This is a genomic window from Paracrocinitomix mangrovi (genome assembly GCF_019740355.2).
Classification (GTDB): Bacteria; Bacteroidota; Bacteroidia; order Flavobacteriales_D; family Crocinitomicaceae; genus Paracrocinitomix; species Paracrocinitomix mangrovi.
Genome location: NZ_CP091819.1, coordinates 1,973,747 through 1,994,426, shown reverse-complemented (window position 1 = coordinate 1,994,426; position 20,680 = coordinate 1,973,747). Strand labels below are relative to the sequence as shown.

Annotated in this window: 16 protein-coding genes; 8 read left to right on the top strand and 8 right to left on the bottom strand. The window is 34.2% G+C overall.

The features are described 5' to 3' along the window. Positions 1-51: 51 nt before the first annotated feature. The 6 genes from K6119_RS08955 to K6119_RS08930 all read right to left on the bottom strand — a co-directional run bounded on the left by K6119_RS08955 (position 52) and on the right by K6119_RS08930 (position 8,703). The gene (locus tag K6119_RS08955) at positions 52-1,872 is read right to left on the bottom strand and encodes a glycosyltransferase family 39 protein (RefSeq protein ID WP_221838397.1); all 1,821 of its coding nucleotides are present in this window, start codon (positions 1,870-1,872) and stop codon (positions 52-54) included. A 196-nt stretch (positions 1,873-2,068) separates the two neighbouring features. Further along, positions 2,069-3,835 carry a glycosyltransferase family 39 protein gene (locus K6119_RS08950; RefSeq protein ID WP_221838394.1) on the bottom strand — a complete coding sequence of 589 codons (1,767 nt, stop codon included), beginning with the start codon at positions 3,833-3,835 and terminating at the stop codon, positions 2,069-2,071. 27 nt (positions 3,836-3,862) lie between these two features. Then, on the bottom strand, positions 3,863-4,561 hold the full coding sequence (locus K6119_RS08945) for a CoA transferase subunit A (protein ID WP_221838392.1): 699 nt from the start codon (positions 4,559-4,561) through the stop codon (positions 3,863-3,865). Positions 4,562-4,615: 54 nt separating this feature from the next. Further along, positions 4,616-7,096, bottom strand: coding sequence for a transglycosylase domain-containing protein (locus tag K6119_RS08940; RefSeq protein ID WP_221838390.1), 2,481 nt, complete (start codon positions 7,094-7,096; stop codon positions 4,616-4,618). A 162-nt stretch (positions 7,097-7,258) separates the two neighbouring features. Continuing rightward, positions 7,259-8,005, bottom strand: a complete 747-nt coding sequence (locus K6119_RS08935) for a uroporphyrinogen-III synthase (protein ID WP_221838388.1) — start codon at positions 8,003-8,005, stop codon at positions 7,259-7,261. Between the two features lie 17 nt (positions 8,006-8,022). Next, entirely contained in the window at positions 8,023-8,703 is a 681-nt protein-coding gene (locus K6119_RS08930) for a DUF4271 domain-containing protein (protein ID WP_221838386.1), read from the bottom strand. A 162-nt stretch (positions 8,704-8,865) separates the two neighbouring features. On the opposite strand from K6119_RS08930, the gene K6119_RS08925 reads away from it, so the two are divergent. The 6 genes from K6119_RS08925 (at position 8,866) to sigZ (ending at position 16,814) form a co-directional block, all read left to right on the top strand. Beyond that, positions 8,866-10,062, top strand: coding sequence for an acyl-CoA dehydrogenase family protein (locus K6119_RS08925; protein ID WP_221838384.1), 1,197 nt, complete (start codon positions 8,866-8,868; stop codon positions 10,060-10,062). 128 nt (positions 10,063-10,190) lie between these two features. Then, positions 10,191-12,659 carry a DUF5916 domain-containing protein gene (locus K6119_RS08920; RefSeq protein WP_221838382.1) on the top strand — a complete coding sequence of 823 codons (2,469 nt, stop codon included), beginning with the start codon at positions 10,191-10,193 and terminating at the stop codon, positions 12,657-12,659. A 130-nt stretch (positions 12,660-12,789) separates the two neighbouring features. Beyond that, on the top strand, positions 12,790-14,181 hold the full coding sequence (locus K6119_RS08915) for a M48 family metallopeptidase (RefSeq protein ID WP_221838380.1): 1,392 nt from the start codon (positions 12,790-12,792) through the stop codon (positions 14,179-14,181). Continuing rightward, a complete protein-coding gene (locus K6119_RS08910; RefSeq protein WP_221838379.1) occupies positions 14,178-15,776 on the top strand; it encodes a DUF6770 family protein in 1,599 nt (532 codons plus the stop codon). The genes K6119_RS08915 and K6119_RS08910 overlap by 4 nt, the downstream gene beginning before the upstream one ends. Before the next feature lie 101 nt (positions 15,777-15,877). Next, positions 15,878-16,219 (top strand): DUF5916 domain-containing protein, encoded by a 342-nt coding sequence (locus K6119_RS08905; protein WP_221838378.1) that lies wholly within the window; start codon positions 15,878-15,880, stop codon positions 16,217-16,219. Between the two features lie 43 nt (positions 16,220-16,262). Next, a complete protein-coding gene (gene sigZ / locus K6119_RS08900; protein ID WP_221838377.1) occupies positions 16,263-16,814 on the top strand; it encodes an RNA polymerase sigma factor SigZ in 552 nt (183 codons plus the stop codon). A gap of 182 nt (positions 16,815-16,996) precedes the next feature. On the opposite strand, the gene K6119_RS08895 is transcribed toward sigZ, so the two are convergent. Continuing rightward, positions 16,997-18,283, bottom strand: coding sequence for a Kelch repeat-containing protein (locus tag K6119_RS08895; RefSeq protein WP_221838376.1), 1,287 nt, complete (start codon positions 18,281-18,283; stop codon positions 16,997-16,999). Next, entirely contained in the window at positions 18,252-19,037 is a 786-nt protein-coding gene (locus K6119_RS08890) for a DUF2797 domain-containing protein (protein ID WP_221838375.1), read from the bottom strand. The genes K6119_RS08895 and K6119_RS08890 overlap by 32 nt, the downstream gene beginning before the upstream one ends. A 177-nt stretch (positions 19,038-19,214) precedes the next feature. Between K6119_RS08890 and K6119_RS08885 the strand changes: the two genes are divergently transcribed. Continuing rightward, positions 19,215-19,907, top strand: coding sequence for an MlaE family ABC transporter permease (locus tag K6119_RS08885; RefSeq protein ID WP_237828144.1), 693 nt, complete (start codon positions 19,215-19,217; stop codon positions 19,905-19,907). Next, complete coding sequence (locus tag K6119_RS08880) at positions 19,907-20,668, top strand: ABC transporter ATP-binding protein (protein WP_221838371.1); 762 nt, start codon at positions 19,907-19,909, stop codon at positions 20,666-20,668. The genes K6119_RS08885 and K6119_RS08880 overlap by 1 nt, the downstream gene beginning before the upstream one ends. Positions 20,669-20,680 lie beyond the last annotated feature (12 nt).

The following is a 20,680-nucleotide window of genomic DNA, read 5'->3' as shown; positions in this document are numbered from 1 at the left end:
TTAGGCATAACAATTCCTATTCACGTTTGCTTCCATAATTTATTATCTGATCTAATTTAAATTTTGAGACTCTTTTTCTATAAATGAAGTCACAGAGAAATTCCTTATAAATATCTCATGTTTTTTACCCCAAACGAATGTTCTAAACCAGACAGTAGGTGTGCGTGGGTGAGGTGAAATGTAATGATAAGTATAGTGACACCATTGTTCTGTTTTGAAATTTTCATTCTCTCCCAATACATAACTTACATAGCCATAATGCTTGTTATTGTAAGCCATATCTGCAACTAATTCTATTTGAAAGGGATCGGAATGTTCAGGTATAAATGCTTCAAAAGTAATTTCATACCAGCAATATTCGCTTTTACAAGTTTCGCGATAAGGAGTTTCTATGCCTTTTCCCCATTCATTGTCAGCTGTTAAATGTTGATCAATAATAATATTTCCTTCTTCATCTCTTGCTTTATCAGTCCAAAATGCTTCTAATTTGTTTCTATCAAAAACTTCCTCTTCCCTGTTTACAGATAAAAGTCTTCCGACATGTAGCGGCGCTTCAGTTTTACCAAATATTGCCCAATAAAAATCTTTGGTAATTCTATCAGGGGGAAGAATATATTGTATGTATTGCCAGCTTTGAAATAGGTTTAATAGGGTCACAAGAATAATTACAGGTACGAAGATTATTTTCCTTTTCAAACTTTTGCTAATCATGACCAGGAAACTAGCTAATCCTATGGCAAAAAGTGGGTAAGTTTGGACCATGGTTCGTTGAGAAAATGAACCGGCATACCACCAGACCGACCAAGATGAACTTACATATATAGCGATTATAGTTACAACCAAAAAGGGAGTGATCCAGCTGTTTTTAAAGTCACCTTTGGTAAATACTCCAATAAAAGGTAAAATCATTAAGGGTGTATAAATGAACCAGCCTTTTCTGTAAGAAAATAAAAAGTCAATGGTATGAGGGTATTCTAGATGTAATCCTTCACCATTGTTCATATAACTATTAAAAATAAAATGTCCTGTAACATGATACCAATACAGACACTGAACAAACAGTATACTTATTATTATGATTGTTATGATCAATACATGTTTGATGTTATTTTTTAGAAGGATCAATTTATTCTTGAGCGTAGCTTTATTGTGAATTCCCCAAAGAATGGGAATTAGAATTGCTATAATTTCAGTGGGTCTGATAAGTATCATCCATCCTAATAAAATTCCGATTAAAACTGCATGTTTCAATTTATTTGATTCATGCCAGCGAATAGTATAATATATAAGGGCAGCATAGAATGCAAAAAGATGAATATGTGGTAAGCCTGGACTTTGACTTTGCGTGATAAAGTAGTTTGTTCCAAAGGCAATTAGTACAACTGTTATTGCTGTGATTGATGGATTAAAAAGTTTTAATAGGAAAAGACGTAAATAAACGAGCCCTACAATTGTCATGGTGTATGATGCAATAATTAACGACCAAGAGTATGGAAGACTATATCCGTCAGTAGTATATCCAAAAATACTAGCAAATGCGTGAGCAATCAAAAAGAATGGCATATAAATAAAAGCCATTCCTGAGGAATACTGAATGACGTGATTACCGGTATCTTCTACCAAATGAACCTGATATAAAATATTTGTATTATGATACTTTATCAAAGCAGATGTTGCAGCATCTGTACTACTCATAGCCAAATCACCTTCTATAAAAGTTTGAGGAAGATAGAGGTAATACCCTAAAGTATCAGCTCCTATTATTTTAAAAGGGAAACCAAAAAGTATAGGGTACAACAGTAATAGCAAAATTACTATCAGAGTAAATTTTGCAGAGATGTCTAAGTTTAGTTTTGGGTTAAATTGCTTCAAAGTTTAGTTTTGGGTGGTTTGCTTCAAAGGCCTCTATGTTTTTTCTATTCGGTCTGTGATTCTAGGTTTGGTTATTAATTTTTCTACTTTTCATGAGTTAATTTGAGATGTTCTAAGTCATGTGGAACATATAAGAATCTTCATTTCCAAATAATCAAAAGTACTTTCATTTGTCCTATACGAAAGAATGAATGTTTTATTTTTTCTCGTAAACAAATAATTCTAGATTTTTAGCCTGAACCGCCTCACCATTTTGATGCCACAAGCTTACTGCAATGGTGTCTTTTTCTGATCTAAGATGAGGAGTTAAGTATTCAAAAGAAATGTTCCCTTTAGTATTATAGAATTCAGCCAACGATTTCTTTCTCCAGTTATATACGCCATGTTCGTTGGTGGTATATATGCAAAGATGCAAATCTGGAATAGTGCTATTACTATCTATTTGTTCTATTTCTGATGTGGCAATTAACCAAAGGTGATCTTGTTCACTGATGTCATTATATGAGAATTTAATAGCAGGAGAGTAGGGATTTTCTTGTGATAGAACTAAATTATTAAAAGGAGACTCAATTTGCTTAACTAATTTATATGCTGATTTGTTTTCAAAATTCTCAAGACTTCTGTCAATTAATAAAAGAGATTTTTGTTTTTCTGTTGGTGCTGAGGTTTGGCCAAATATTGAAAAGTAATAGGCTGAACTCATTCTTGACATATGTAAAATACCATTTTGAAATTGCCAAGTTTGAAATAAGTTGAGCAAAATGAAAATGCCAATAACTGATAAATTGAATTTCTGTATAGCAGGCTTTAATTGATAAATTGAGAAGCCAATAAGTAGTAAGCAAATTGGATAAATATGTTCTAATTGCCTTAGCGAAAAACTTCCGGCGTACCACCAGCTTGTCCAACATGAAGTGACATATAGATATAAAATCAAGAAAATTGAAAAGGAAAAATACAGTTGGTTTTTTAGTTTGTATGAACGATAAATTCCGATAAGCACAAATATCATTATTGGGGTATAAATCAACCATCCTTTTCTAAAACTAAAGAGTACTTCCAAAAGGTGTGGCTTGTCAAAATCCAAGCCTTCAGCCGGGTTTAAATAAGTGTATACAAGTGGACTACCTGTCGTTTTATACCAGAACAACATCTGAATTCCATAAATCCCAATAATTGTAAGGGATAAAGCATAATAATATGGACTTTTAAAATATTGTTTAAAACGTAATAAAAACGATTTAAAACTATTTATTCCATATAAAAGTGGTATTAAAATAGCTATAATTTCAGTTGGCCTAATCAACATCATTAAACCAAGAATTACTCCTAAAATGATACTGTATTTTATGCGTTTATTTTGATGAAATTTGATTGTGAACAAAAGTAATAAAGCATAAAGTGGAAATAGATAAACATGAACAGTTCCTATACAAGAATAATTGGTGTGTAAATAGTTTGTTCCCAGAACTAAAATAACAAGTAGAAGTGCAGTGAGTTTGTCGCTAAAAAAATGAAGTAGCACTTTTCTCATTACAATTAATCCTAGAAGTGTGTAAAACAAGCTGGACACGAACAAAGCAATTTGATATGGGTCACTGTACCCATCCTGTGCATATCCAAACCATCCTGCAAACAGATGTGCAATTAACATGAAGGGACTATTTACAATTGACCAACCAGAGGTGTATTTTGTAATAATGGCTCCATTTTCTAAAGTGATGAATTGATACAATGTGTTAGAATTATCATATGTGTCAACAATATGCTCGTAATAAGATAGGTTTTCAATGTGGATACTTCCATCAGTGAATAATTCAGTTAGATATGAATAATAACCAATTGTATCCCATGAAAGAGGTAATGGGGGTCCAACAAATATTGAGAGCAAGATGATAAACAAGCTCAAAGCTGCTAATGTAACAGCCGATAAATGTCGATATGATAATAGTCGTGAAAACATCAGTTGGTCTTCACGTCAAAGTAAGAATTATGCTCTAGGGCGTACAGTTCTTTGTTCAATTCTTTTTTCAAATTTCTCACCTTGAAAAATTCGTTGAACAAATATACCCGGCGTATGGATGAAGTTTGGATCAAGTTCTCCCGCAGGAACCAATTCTTCAACTTCTGCAATTGTAATTTTACCTGCCATTGCCATCATAGGATTGAAATTTCTGGCAGTTGCTTTAAATACCAGGTTTCCTTCAGTATCCCCTTTCCAGGCTTTTACAATGGCAAAGTCAGCAGTTAAAGCTGTTTCCAAAATATGAGGTTTTCCGTTGTAAACTTTTACCTCTTTACCTTCAGCTACTTCAGTTCCGTAACCTGCAGGTGTGTAAAATGCTGGTATTCCGGCTCCTCCTGCTCTACAACGTTCAGCTAAAGATCCTTGGGGGATAAGATCAACTTCTAATTCCCCACTTAGCATTTGTCTTTCAAACTCGTCGTTCTCTCCAACATAAGACGAAATCATTTTTTTGATTTGCCTTTTTTGAAGTAATAAACCTAAACCAAAATCATCAACTCCTGCATTATTAGAAATACACGTTAAATCTTTGACTCCCAATTTTACTAATTGAGCAATACAGTTTTCAGGAATTCCACACAACCCAAATCCTCCAAGCATTAAAGTCATTCCGTCTTCAATACCTTCGCAGGCTGCTTCAACATTGTCTACAACTTTGTTCATGTTTTAAAATTAATAAAGATTGTCTCTTTTACAGATTAATTCTTTCAAATTTATTTAGAACAAAGGATCAATACCTTGTGATTTGCTACAGTTAAATATGGTTGGATCATATTCAATGATAGGAGGTGCCTCAAAATCACCTTTACTTATATCTAATCTCGAGTCTCCATATACTTTTTGCATATAGTATCCCCAAATAGGTAAAGCCATTCTGGCACCTTGACCCCAAGGATAAGATCTAAAGTGAATGTCTCGATCATCAGCACCTACCCAAACACCTGTTACTAAATCTGGTGTAAGTCCCATAAACCAACCATCAGATGCACCATTAGTTGTTCCGGTTTTACCTGCTATAGAATATTTCAATCCTCCCCATGGTCTGCTGCTTCTCAAACTTGAACTTGTTGCATAAACTTGTCCTCCTTGATGTACATTAGAAGCTCCATTTACCGCTCCTTTCATCATTTCAAGCATTGTAAATGCTAAAACTTCAGGCATTGCTTCGTGCATTTCATATTCAAGATCAATTAAAACGTTACCATTTCTATCTTCAACACGCATAATGTAGATTGGTTTGATAAATAGACCTTTATTGGCAAATGTACTTTGAGCTCCTACCATGTCGTAAAGTGAAACATCCATTGGTCCTAAACACATAGCTGCAACAACTTCTTCTGGTTTTAAGTTTATTCCAACATTTTTAAGCAAAATGCTCATTGTTTGAGGTCCGGCTTGTGGTCCCATTTCTTTCATTACAGCGACAGTAATATTATTCAATGATCCAGCTAAACCGCATTTTGCAGGAATTAAATCTCCGGTATTTTTAGTACCTGTTGCCGGACACCAGCTTTCCATTCTTGTTGGACTTTTAGGTACATCTATACAATAATCAACATCTGCAAAAGCACTGCAAGGGTCAATTAATCCTAAATAAATAGCTGCTGCATATACAAATGGTTTAATTGTAGACCCAACTTGTCTTTTAGACTGCTTAACATGATCATATGCAAAGTGATTGAAATCCGGTCCACCAACCCAGGCTTTTACAAAACCTGTTTTTGGATCCATTGACATTAATCCTGCTTGTAGTTGACTCTTATAGTATTTGATTGAATCATAAGGAGTCATAATGGTGTCAAAATCTCCCCAATAAGAGAAAACTTTCATTTCTGTTGGAGTGTTGAAGGCTTTTTCAATTGATGCTTCTGAATGGCCTGCTGCAGACATTTCTCTATATCTGTCTGAATTTTTAATAGCAGAATTCATGATTTGATCAATTCTTTCTTCTGTTACTTCATTTCCAAAAGGAGGTCTTTTGTTACGATTATTATTCTTGTCAAACTCAATCTGCAAAGTTGTTGACATATGTTCTTGAACAGCATATTCAGCATGTGCTTGCATTCTAGAATCTATGGTGGTATAGATTCTTAATCCGTCCTTATAGATATTATATGGCGTACCGTCTTGTTTTGCTATAATGTAATTGCCATCTTCATCTTGTTCATTTAATCTTGAAGTTAACTCCTTACGCAAAACTTCTCTAAAGTGAGGAGCCAAACCTTCTTTGTGATCAACTTTTTGATAATCCACAACAATAGGTAGTTTTTTAAGTGAATCGCATTGTGCCTGAGTAATTGTAGAAGAAAGATATTCGTTGCCTTCTGAACTGTTTCTACACCATAAATCTAAAACAGTATTTCTTCTGTTATAAGCATTAGCACTGTCTTTTTCATAGGCTGATTGTCCTTCAGGACCTGCGTCATATCTACTGCGAAGTTGGAATTTTAATGGATTATATAATCCCGGATTTTTACACATTCCAACCAACATAGCAGCTTCTTCCATTTTTAAGTCAATAGGTGCTTTGTTAAAGTATACTTGTGCTGCAGAAGAGATACCTACAGCATTGTATAAAAAGTCAAAATTGTTAAGATACATGGTAAGAATCTCTTCTTTAGTGTATGCTCTTTCCAGCCTTACTGCTAAAATATTTTCACCAAATTTTTGAATCAATCGGTCTTTTTTACTTTTTGCTACACCACCGTTTACAGTATCTGTAACAGTGTAAAGTAATTTAGCTAACTGTTGAGAAATAGTACTGGCGCCTCCACCATCTTTACCCATGGCTGCTTTCCCAATCGCTCTTGCTATTCCATAAAAATCTACACCTGCATGTTCGTAGTAACGCTCATCTTCTGTTGAAATTAAAGCACTTACAACATATGGAGATATTTTATTGTAATCAACACTTTTTCTGTTGACACTCCAAAATCTACCCATTTCAACTCCATCTGCAGAATAAATAATTGAAGCTTGCTTGTCAGGTGGATTTGCTAATTCTTCGTGTGATGGAATGCTGTCATTTGCTAACCAAAGTCCAAAAATGATAGCAAAGAATGGAGAAAATGCTCCCAGCCAAACAATTACAAGAATTATTCTTCTTGTGCTCTTTTTTAGTTTGTCAGACGCTTCAGCGGTGTCTGCCTTCTTATTATCGGCCTTCTTTTTAGGTTTAAGTTTCTCAAGTAGGTTCATTGATCTGATGTCTTGGGGTAAAAATATAAAATTAAACCGCAATGGCTAGTGCTACAAACTAATAGAAGTAAAAAAGTTATTAAACATCAATACTTAACTATTATTTGAAATAAAAAAATCCGCTAGCGCAAACTAGCGGATTACAATTTGTTTCAATAACAATTATTTCTTTTTGTTGCTTTTGATGAACTGCTCAATTGCCATAGACATACTTGGTGCCTGTGGCTGAGGAGCATGGATGTCCAACCTTAAGTTGTATTTCTTCACTGCATTAGCAGTAGTTGGTCCGAAAGCTGCAATTTTTGTTGAGTTTTGTTTAAACTCAGGAAAGTTCTTTAACAAAGATTCAATTCCTGAAGGACTAAAGAATACTAATAAGTCATACTTTACATCTTCTAAATCAGATAAATCAGATGCTACTGTTCTGTATAGCACCAACTTTGTAAAGTTGATTCCGAATTCTTCAAGTGTATCTGGAATTCTTTGTCTTAAAATATCTGAACAAGGCAATAAAAACTTTTCGTCTTTGTGTTTTTTTAATACCTCGGCCAAGTCTTCAATGTTTTGCTTCCCAAAGAAAATTTTACGTTTTCTATAAACAACATATTTCTGTAAATAATAAGCAACAGCTTCTGACATACAGAAATATTTCATTGCGTCCGGCACTTTAAATCTAGTTTCCTCGGCGATTCTAAAAAAGTGGTCTACTGCAGTTTTACTGGTTAAAATAACTGCTGTATGTTTTGCTAAATCAACTTTTTGATCTCTGAATTCTCTGGTTGAGACTCCTTCAATATTGATAAATGGTCTAAAGTCTATCTTTAGTTTATATTTATCTGCTAAATCAAAATAGGGTGATTTTTCACTTTCCGGTTTCGGTTGGGAAACTAAAATTGTTTTAACGCTCATAAATCCGACTGCTTTTTTTAGTTTAATCCAGCAGAATCAGTGACGAAAACATTAATTATTAGGATTAACGGCACCAATTCGAGCGTGCAAAGATACAAAATAATATATAAAATAGAAATTCTTGCCTTTAAAGCTCGAAGGATAGACTGTGCTTCTCTAAACAAGATTAAAAACCCAGCAAAAATAAGACATGCAAGAACTATGGTCTCGTGAATATTCTCATTAAAAAAATGACTCAATATTAATATCGGTGTTAAAATGATTCCTCCAAGCTGATAAAAAATGAAATGATTCATGATATGTTCAGAAATTCCGGACCTATTTTCGGTAACAAAAATTAGAATCCACATCACCAACCATTTTATTAATGAAGCGGCTAAAAGTGTTCCTACGAAATAAAGAATTACTTCATTGTATCCAAACGCCAATTGATAACTGCTTAAAGCGGCTAAATTCAAAAAGTAAGTGATGGTCAATAAAATGGATGATGTACTATTTAATTTTAATTCTTCTTGTGTATTTTGAATTAAGTATCGATTATAAATAGCAGTGTTAAATAATAACGAAATGTACTGTTGATTTAATGTTTTGGCAATTGCAATAAATAGCAGATTAATAGCCATGCAAATCCAAAATATCACTTCATAATTTATGTGAAGTGGATCCCCTGAAAATATGTTCAATAAACTTATTGGCATCTACCTGCAAAATTAGCCTTTTATTGTTCGCATTGTCAAACATATAAAATAACATGTGAAAATATTCATGTTAAAATACATACATTTGTCGCGCTTTACAAGATGCAAAATACAATTGATATGTTTTTGTGCCTTGTAACCAAAATACTAAACCAATTAAAAATGGCAACAGATTTATACACACATCCGGATTACTACAATTTAGATGATTTATTGACCGAAGAACATAAAATGGTCAGAGAGGCTACAAGAGCCTGGATCAAACAAAATGTTTCTCCTATCATTGAAGATTATTATGAGAGAGCGGCATTTCCTCAACACCTTGTAAAAGGTTTAGGAGAGATTGGTGCATTCGGGCCATATATTCCACAAGAATATGGAGGACCTGGATTGGATCAAATTTCATACGGTTTGATTATGCAAGAATTAGAAAGATGTGACTCTGGTTTAAGATCAACATCTTCTGTTCAAAGTTCATTGGTTATGTATCCAATTTGGAGATACGGTTCTGAAGAACAAAAGCAAAAATGGTTGCCAAGATTGGCTAGTGGTGATGCTTTGGGATGTTTCGGTTTAACTGAGCCTGATCACGGATCAAATCCTGCAGGAATGATAACTAACTTCAAAGAAGATGGTGACCACGTGATATTAAATGGAGCAAAAATGTGGATTTCAAATGCTCCTCTTTCTGATGTTGCCGTAGTTTGGGCAAAAGATGAAACTGGAAGAATTCATGGATTGCTTGTGGAAAAAGGAATGGAAGGGTTTACTGCACCCGAAATGAAGGGAAAACTTTCATTAAGAGCTTCAATTACAGGTGAGTTGATTTTTGATAATGTAAGAGTTCCAAAATCAAATATCCTACCTGGTAGATCTGGATTAGGAGCTCCGCTTTCTTGTTTAGATTCGGCTCGTTTCGGAATAGCATGGGGTGCTTTAGGTGCTGCTATGGATTGTTACGATCAAGCTTTGAGATATTCTAAAGAAAGAACACAGTTTGGTGTTCCAATTGGAGCATTTCAGTTAACACAGAAAAAATTGGCTGAAATGATCACTGAAATTACAAAAGCACAATTGTTGACTTATCGTTTAGGTCAATTGAGAAATGAAGGTAAAGCAACTTCTGCTCAAATTTCAATGGCGAAAAGAAACAATGTTGAAATAGCACTGAAAATTGCTCGTGAAGCAAGACAGATCCTTGGAGGAATGGGAATTACAAGTGAATTCTCAATCATGAGACACATGGCTAATCTGGAATCAGTTGTTACTTATGAAGGAACGCATGATATCCACTTGTTGATTACAGGTATGGATGTTACCGGAATCCCTTCATTTAAGAGAGATTTACCAGAAATGTAAAATTTACATTTAAGAAAATAATAAGAAAACCGTCTACAGTAATGCAGGCGGTTTTTTTTATGGAATTTCAACCTTTAACAAAATTTCTTTTTGAAAGAAGATAAGTTGTATGCAATTTTGTACTGACTTTGAAAAGATTTTTATTGCCCATATTTATTCTGGTTTCTTTTATTCTTCGTGCTGAAGAAAAGAAACAAACAACTATCGTTCGCATTGATGAAAAGGTGGAGGTGGACGGTTCGTTGAATGAATCTTTTTGGTCCAATCTCAATGTTTCTTCAGATTTCATCCAGAATCAGCCCGTGGCCGGTGCTCCTGCTACAGAGAGAACAGAAGTAAAAATTGCTTATGATGACGCCGCTATTTTTATAGGTTTTATCAATTATGATGATAGAGACAGCATGACAATGACTTTATCTCAAAGGGATGACTTTGGTAATGCAGATTGGTGCGGTTTAGTCCTAGATCCTTATAATGCAGGGACCATTGGATTTGCTTTTTTAACCACTAGTGCAGGTGTTCAAATTGATGAGCTTCATTCTGTTGACAATGTTGATAATAATTGGAATGCAGTATGGCAAAGTGCGGTTACTATTCATGATGACAAATGGGTGGCAGAATTCCGTATTCCGTTTTCTGCAATTAGATTTTCTGATGCCATTAAAGGTAATTGGGGAGTGACTTTTGTTCGAACTATTAGAAGACACAGAGAGCAAACTTTTTGGAATTACTATGATCCCGCCGGTATAAATCTAATTTCTCAATTGGGAGAGATGTCAGGAATTGAAAATGTGGACGCTCCTTTAAGATTAGCATTAACACCATATGTCTCTGGTTATATTGAAAATTTTAATGGCACAACAGGATATACAGCCAACGGAGGAATGGATGTAAAATGGGGTATCAATGAAGCTTTTACAGTTGATGTTACTTTGGTGCCTGATTTTGGACAGGTTCAGTTTGACAATCAAGTGCTCAATACTTCACCATTTGAAGTGCGATTTAATGAAAGAAGACAGTTTTTTACTGAAGGCATTGAGCTCTTTAATAAAGCCGGTATTTTTTATTCAAGGCGAATTGGAGGGGCTCCATTGTATGGATATGCAACTTATAATGAATTAGATTCAAATGAAGTAGTTGAGGAAAATCCTAATACAACTCAATTATACAATGCCACCAAGTTGTCCGGTAGAACCAAAAAAGGGACTGGTGTAGGTGTGTTCAATGCTGTAACGGCAAATACTTTTGCTACCATAAGGGACACAATAACAGGTCAAGAAAGGTCATTCAGAACAAATCCATTGACCAATTATAATGTGTTTGTTTTAGATCAAAATTTGAAAAACAATTCATCTGTTAATTTGACAAATACCAATGTATGGAGAAGTGGTATGTCTTATGATGCCAATGTCACCTCCGCCATGTTTGATATCTATACAAAGGGACAGCAATATAATTTTTGGTCCTTAGGTTCACTTTCACAATTGTATTTTCCAGACAGTGTTCATCTAGGACATCAAGTAGCTGCGGGAATCGAAAAATCTGCCGGAGCTTTGACCTGGGCGGCCGTTTATGATGAAACCAGTAGAAAATATGATCCTAACGACCTTGGTTTTAATATATATACAAACATTAGAACCGCTAGAGGGATATTTAGATACAATTGGTATGAGCCTTTTGGTAGATTTTTTAAGGCTTGGACCTCATTGACGGTTACTCATAGTAGAATCATCTATCCGGATGCCTATGCCGAATTTACCATAACAGGAGATCTTGGTGGAGCGTTTAAAAAGAACTACTTATGGGCAGGATTAAATTTTTATGCTGAACCAACTAGATTACACGATTATTTTGAACCAAGAGTATTTGGGAGATTCTATGAAAGTGATGCATTGTTCGCTCCAGGATTCTTTTTGTCATCTGATTACAGTAAGCCATTTGCTTATGATGTAAATGCAACCTGGTATCAATTTTTTGAAGAAAAACGAAACGGATTCAACCTTGCTTTAAGTCCTAGAATTAGATTCAATGACAAGTGGTTTCTGGTGTTTACGTATACTCAAAATAATGCGTGGAATGAAGAGGGTGTTGCATTAACGCAAGATTTTAACATAGTTTTTGATCCTGATCATCCAGAAGATCCAATTTTTGCGAAAAGAGATCGTGTGACAATTACTAATGTGATGGACTTGTCATATATCATGAATAACAAAATGGGGATAACATTCAGGCTGCGTCATTATTGGTCTAAATTGGCTTATAACGAATTTTTTAGATTAAATGAAGACGGTAAAATGGTGTATACAACTTATACCGGATATGATGTCAATGACCAATCTCTACACGATAACAGCTTTAATGCATTTACAATTGACATGGTTTACAGATGGATTTTTGCTCCCGGAAGTGAGTTGAGTTTGGTATGGAAAAATTCAATATTCTCTTTTGATGATCAAGTAGAAGAAAATTATTTCCAAAATGTAGGTGGGATGTTTCAAAATCCGGCAACAAATAGTATCTCCCTTAAAGTGCTGTATTACATTGATTACTGGGAATTACATCAAAAACTATTTAAACATAGGAAGGCAGATAGGTAATAAAAGCTTATATTCGCTACAGTAATACGATATTTTGACACCCAAAACTTATTTAAATCAACTAAAGTTGTTTTGTATTGTATTTTGCTGCCATTCGATTATTTCGTTTGGGCAAGATTGTTCCTTTGATGTGGAGCACGCAAAGCTTGTTGTTGAAAATGAACTAGTTGAGTCATTGGCTCATGATGCTTACAAAAGTGAATTTGATCTTTTGGATGAAAATTACAAGGGTAAAAAACTTAAAGCGTTAAAGAAAAATCTACTTCAAAGAAAAGAGTATCTCACTAATTTGTTAGCAAATGGCGAGTTGATAATTCAAGGAACACTTCATTCATATGTACAATCTGTATTAGATAGGGTTGCAATCGCTGCAGGAATTACTGAAAAAAGGCATTTATTTATTGTTAGAAATGAGTCGCCCAACGCTTTTAATATGGGTGATAATAATGTGTTTGTCCATTTAGGACTGATCTTTAGATCAAATTCGGAAGAAGAACTTGCTTTTGTTTTGGGACATGAATTGGGGCACAATGAAATGCATCATTACAGAAATAGAATTGTAGACTATGCAGATTTAGCATTAAATGACTCTATTAATAAAAGAATTTCCCTTATAAAAAGCCAAGAGTATGGAAGGGTTTCTGCCCTAAATGAATTAATGATTCCCTGGATTTTGGCAAACAAATCTAGGTCTAGAAAAAATGAGAATGATGCAGATGATTTTGGATATGACTGCGTTTTAAAAGCCGGCTACAATCTTGATAAAGCTAGCAGAGTATTCTCCATTTTTGACCTCAGTGACCATGAGTATGATACAAGTTTATTGGATCTCAATAAACTCTTGTTTTTAGATGATATTGATCAAGATTTTACTAAAGATTTAAAACCTCATTATGAATCTAGTCTTGGAGAGTTTGTGATTGAAAAGGATACCCTGGAAGATCTGCTTCGCACACATCCATTTAGCGCTCAAAGAAAAGTTGTTTTTGAAGAAAAACTAGGCGATAAATTAGATACTAACAAAGTATACGGTGTTGATCCTGAATATACAAAGTACAAGTATATGGCTGAAAAAGAGCTTATAATTGATGCTTTGCAATCTGGAAGGTTAGACAGAGCTATTTTTTACAGCTTACATTTAATTCGAAGGGATTCAAATGATTGTTTTGCAAGGATGACAATACCCTTTAGTTTTTGTTATTTGGGATATGAAAAAATAAAGAGAAGAGCTGGAAAGAGGGTGGAAACACATAGTTCATATTATGATGATAGCTTTAATCATTTGATCTTTTTCTTAAGAGAAATTAGTCCTGAAAAATGTTTTGCAATTGCAGATAATTGGAACAAACACTTTAAAGATTTTCTAGGTACCGAAACTTCTAATCCTTCAATGGCAATTTTGGATGTCGTTAATAAGGATTATGAAAATTTCATTATTAGGTACGGGACAGAATTTGATAGGATTAACCACTATTATATCAAAACGATTTTAACATCTATTAAAACAGAAAACAACTTATGAAAAAGGTAATCAATCTGGTTCTTATAGCCCTTATAATAGGAGTGACGAGCCAAAAAGCTTTAGCCCAAAATGCTTCTATTCCAAATGTGATGGATATAAAAAACAGAAGACAATCTGGAGCTATTTTAGAAGAGAATAAACTTGTTGGATATTATGTCTTTTACTTTAAAGAAAAGCAAGACAAAAAGAACAATGCCTATGAAATAGAAATTTTTGATGACAACTATAATTCTGTCAAAAGTTTCGAAATGATTAGACCAAAAGGCTCTTACTTATTGGAAATGGTATACAATGGCAAAGTCTTTATGATGTTTTTTTACGACAGAAAAGAAGGTTATGAATTTGTAACATTTGACAAAACTGGTCAAGAGGTTGGTAAACTATTGGTGCCTGCCAAAGAAATCCCGAGATATGATGTTTCAAGATCAGCCCAGGCCTTGTCAAGTCAAACAGAAAACGTAACTATTTATCCATTTGGAGAAGAAGGATTTGTAAGACAGTCTTACTCTGAAAATAAGAAGCTGGGATATTCTCTTACTGCTTATGATAATAGCTTGAAAGAAAAATGGAAGTTGGAATCAGATCCGGCTGCAACTAAAATTCAGACTATAGAAATTAATCAGGTAAATGATCAGTTCATTACTGCTACTGTCTATAAGAAAAAGAGTTTGACTACTAGAAAAATGGATTTAGCTTTTGTAATCATTAATTCTGCCAATGGTAAATTGATTAAAGAAATCCCAATGGGAAATGAAGATGAGGGAAAAGAAACTGTGCTGAGAACCTATTTGGATAAGGAGGATAGTAAGATTATTTTAATTGGAGAGTACTACAAGCCGGGGGATGATTTCTTGAAAGATAAAAGTCAAGGTATTATTGTAAAGGAAGTTTCATATAGTGGAGACGTTTTAGGTACGCAGCAATATGGATGGGATAGCGAAGTTGCTCAATTCAAGAATGATAACTTGGATGAAGAAGATAAGAAAGAAGCAAAAGATGGTTTTTCAATTTTCTTTCATGATGTTATTAGATCAAATTCAAATGGACATTTATTTCTTGTCGGTGAGCAATTTAGAAAACAAGTAAGTGCTGGAGGAGTTGCTATGAATGTTGTGTCTGGAGCATTAGGTGGAGGACAGGCTGCGGCTAACTTCGAAATCCGAATTTCAAACATGATTATTATTGAATTAGATGATAAGAAAGAGATGGTGGATTTTAAAATTGTGAAAAAGAAAAGAACTAGTGTTTTTCTTGATCCGGGGATGGGGCTTTATGGTTCAGCTTTCTTGGGATATTACATTAACGCAAGAGGTGCTTTTGATTATTCATTTACATCACGACAAGTAGAAAAAGATGAATTTACTGTTGTGTATACAGATTATGACAGAAAAGAATCAAAAGGAGATAAAAAAAATGATGTAATGTTAGGTGTTCTTCACTTTAGTGGTGGAGAAATGGAAGCGTCTAGAGTTCCTATTAATACTGAAGCAAAAAATATGTGGATTAGTCCGGCCAAGCCAGGGCATGTTTCGATTTCAGAATATTATAAAAAGGAAAAAAGACTTGACATGCGTTTAGAAAAATTGACCTACTAATTCTGATAGTAGGAGGTTTAGTAAAAGGTCGGCCAAGTTTTTGGCTGACCTTTTTTTATTGTATCTGAGATAAATCTATTAAGATCTTTCTTCTGTATAAAATGCCTTCTGATTCAAATTGTAGATTAAATGAAGACGGTAAAATGGTGTATACAACTTATACCGGATATGATGTTAATGACCAATCTCTTCACGATAACAGCTTTAATGCATTTACAATTGACATGGTATACAGGTGGATTTTTGCTCCCGGAAGTGAGTTGAGTTTGGTATGGAAAAATTCAATATTCTCTTTTGATGATCAAGTAGAAGAAAATTATTTCCAAAATGTAGGAGGGATGTTTCAAAATCCGGCAACAAATAGTGTCTCCCTTAAAGTGTTGTATTACATTGATTACTGGGAGCTTCACCAGAAATTGTTCAAGGGAAGAAATAAAAATTAAATTTTTTGCGTCTTTTTTAGATTCATTCGTCTAAGTAAGTGAGATGAGTACAGAATTAATTTGGAAAGATTTTTCAGACAGACTGCAATTGTTTATTCTGTCTAAGGTCAATAATTTAGATATAGCTAATGATTTGCTGCAGGATGTATTTGTAAAAATCCATCAGAATCAGGATCAATTAAAGGATGGTACTAAATTGGAGTCATGGTTGTTTCAAATTTGCCGAAATGCCATTATAGATTATTATAGGAAAAAGAAGATTTCAACTGATGTTGACGTTGAACAATTAAAGTTAGTTGAAGAGGTGGAAGACAAATCTGATGTTGAAACATTATCTAATTGTTTATTACCCCTTATTAACAGTTTACCTGATAAATATGCAGACGCCCTAAAGCAAACGCATTATAAAAACATCCAGCAAAAAGATTTGGCAATTGCAGAAGGGATATCTTATTCAGCTTATAAATCAAGAGTTCAAAGAGCACGTCAAATGATCAAAGACCAAATGGTGGCTTGTTGTAATCCAACGGTTGATGTATACGGGAATGTAATTGAAAAGGAAGCTTGCAAATCAGCATGCGGTTGTGAAGATTAATTGCGTCTTTTTTTTAGTACTGCGTCTATTAAAGTGATAGTAAGTATTAATTAAATTGACAGAAATGAATAATCAAAATCAATGTAAATGTAATTGCAACTGTAATTGTTGCAATGGAGGAAATTGCAGTTGTGAAGGTAATTGCAATTGTTAACAAAACTGGGAGCCACGGCTCCCTTTTTTTATTGTATTAGAACTTTATGTCTATAAGTTGTTCCGCCTGATTTGAAAGACAAGATAAATAGTCCGTTTAAATTATCAGATATGAGATTACCATTTACTTTTTGAGCCAATTTTCCTTCCATGGTATAAATGGTAATGTCTGATACAAGTCCATCAAAATAAATTTGATGATTGACAATTTTAAATTCAACTGATGGAAGATTTTCAATAGATCCAACAACCGGATCATAAGTAAGTAAATAAGCTTTGTCTGATACAGTTTGTCCATCAGCCATCCCGCCACAAACTACCCATTCTGTTGAAGATATTTGTCCGTTTCCTCTTAAATCCATTACACCATATGGCGCGCCGGTTCCTTCGTGCCAATGATGATGAAATCCATCATACCTTGCAATATTGTAAAGCGGTTCAACTCCACCTGATCCGTTATAGGCAATGCCATTGTAATTATAAGATGTTGCTGTGCCCCCAACCCAAAAAATATTGTTGCCATGAGCCAAGCAAGCCGATCTGTAGTTTCTATTTGGTGCATCTTCTTCAATGCTCCAGCTTATTTGTGAAGGGTCGTTGGGATCTATAATTCCTTTTCGTAATTTCCATTGAGCCGGAAAATTAAAACCTGTTGAGGCTCCTCCATAATAGTAAATGGTGTCACCAATAATTTGTCCTGAACTACCAAAAACTTTGTATTCACTTGAGTTTGGAACTGGTGTGCCTGCCTGCCATTGATCCAGTGAGGGGTTGTAAATTTGAACATTTGTGACGTTTCCTGTATTGCTCCACCCACTGATCACATAAATCAAAGAATCCTTGTAAACACATTGGGTTTGATCATCAATAGGAGTTGGGATTGGTGTTCCATTTCCTTCGTATGTATTAGTTTCAGGATTGTAAATAATCACTTCATTTGATGAGGTTTCATTTCCGTTTGAATAAACATGATATCCCCCAATTATATAAATCTTGTTCTTAACGGTATTGGCAGATGAAGCTATAAGTGGAAGTGTAACAGGTAAGGTGTCAATTTCATCCCAACTGTTGGCGTTCACATTGTATCTGAAGGCTCTTTTGTGTATGCCAGACCAGATTTTTGTTGTATCAATTCCTCCAAACGAAAAGATATAAGATTCACCACTAATTTTTCCTTCACTTACTGCATTGTTTGATGTTGCAAATGGCATGTCGTTCAATGGTGTCCATGTCCAAGCAATTTGCCCATTTGCACAAAAAGTTGAAAGAAAAATCAATAGTATACTACATCTTAAAATCAACATAATATCCTTCATGTTTACGTATGTTTAATACACGGCCATCATCAAAAATAAAATACTGACCTTTTACTCCCGACAATGTTCCTTTAATTTCAGCTTGCTTATCAAAACCTACGCTAACTACTTTTTCAGGGTATTTTGAAACCGGATAATTTATTTCCCAAATTGTATCATCTTCGCTCATATATTCTGCCAGATCCATAGGTAATAGTTCTTCTATTTGCCATTTCTCATCTTCTAAATCAACATCAATGACAACGTTTTTAAGCATATTTCGCCAATTTGTTTTGTCAGTAAAAGTTCCTTTAAGGGCAACTTCAATATCTCCAGCTATTTTTCTGTAAGGTACTTCAGCAACAACAATGGCAAATGAAGCGCCTTGATCAATCCATCTTGTTGGTACTTGAGATTCTCTTGTTACGCCGATTTTTAAATCAGAAGATACCGCAAGATAAACTACATGTGGTTGAACGTGATTTGCTTTCTCCCATTCTACATCTCTACCTTTTCCTAAATGTCCTTCACAAAGTTCAGGGTTAATTATACATGGACTTGCTTCAGGTGCCTTTAAAAAGCAATTGTAACAAAATCCCTGAGCAAATAATTTTTTAAAATCTCCACAACTTTTACACTGCGTTTTGCCATGAAATGTCATGCTTATCTCTTTGCCAATTAAATCGTTAATGTCAATTGTGTCATCATTGCTAATTAGTTGATAATGCACTACTTCTTCAAGTGTAGATTTTAATTTGTTGAGTTTTACTTCCATGTATATCGGTTAGATTTTAAAGTGTATAAAATTAGATATTACTGAGCCGAATTCAAAATTATGTTAAAGGCTTAATGAATCTATTGATAGCACATCAAAATAATAGTTATTTTAGCAGATTAAATGAATCTCTTTGAACATATAGGCCGATACATTGCAATGCTTAAGTCGGTATTCATGAGACCTGAAAAACTGCGTGTTTTCAGGCAAATGTTCTTTGATGAAGTAGATGCCATTGTAATTAGTTCTATTCCATTAGTTGCATTTTTATCAGTTTTTATGGGGGGTGTAATCTCTTTGCAAACTGCTGCAAATATGGGTTCGCCTTTTTTACCTGAATATACTATTGGATATATCACAAGGTCATCTACCATTTTAGAATTTTCACCAACTATTATTTCACTTATTTTGGCTGGTAAAGTAGGTTCTAATATTGCATCTGAAATTGGAACTATGAGAGTTACTGAGCAAATTGATGCGCTTGAAATTATGGGAGTTAATTCTATAGGATACCTCATGTTACCTAAAATTCTATCAACTACTTTGTTTTTACCTTTTGTTGTAATTATTTCAATGGTTCTTTGTTTGGTAGGAGGATGGATTGCAGGTGTTCAGTCAGGACTGTATTCTACTCATACTTATTTGATAGGAATCAAAGCTTTTTGGTACACTGATTCATGGTACGTTTATTATGCTTTGGTAAAAACCACAGTGTTTGGATTTTTAATCACTTCTATTGCCTGTTATTATGGATATTATACCAAAGGAGGATCATTAGAAGTAGGTCGTTCAAGTACTAAAGCTGTTGTTGCTGCTTCAGTGGCAATTTTATTGGCAAATTATGTAATCACGCAATTGTTGTTGGTGTAATGATCGTGGTAGATAACATATCAAAGTCTTTTGGTGATACGCAAATTTTGTTTGATGTTTCCGCCACTTTTTCTGAAGGTCAGGTTAACTTGATTATTGGAGCATCTGGTCAAGGAAAATCAGTTTTAACTAAGTGTATTGTTGGTTTACACGAGGTTGATAAAGGTGCTATTCTATATGATGGTAGAGATTTTACTGCCATGAACAGAAAAGAACGAATAGAAATTAGAAAAGAAATTGGAATGCTCTTTCAGGGTTCAGCTCTTTTTGATTCATTGACAGTTGAGGAGAACGTGATGTTTCCTTTAAAGATGTTTACGAATATGTCTTTAGAAGAAAGAAGAGATAGAGCTAATTTTTGCTTGCAAAGAGTAGATATCATTAATAAAAATGATTTGTTTCCGGCTGAATGCTCAGGAGGAATGCAAAAACGTATTGCTATTGCAAGAGCAATTGCAATGAATCCAAAGTATTTGTTTTGTGATGAACCCAATTCAGGTTTAGATCCAAAAACATCCATACGTATTGATAATTTAATCAAGGAAATCACGTATGAATATAATATGACCACTGTTGTGATTACGCACGACATGAACTCTGTAATGGAAATTGGTGATCACATCATTTTTATTAACCAGGGAAGAAAGTGGTGGCAAGGAGATAGCAACGAAATTATAACTACTGATAACGAAGAGGTGGTAAAGTTCGTATACGCATCTAAATTCATGCAGAATCTGCGTCAAAAAATGATTAACAATTAAAAACAGGCTACT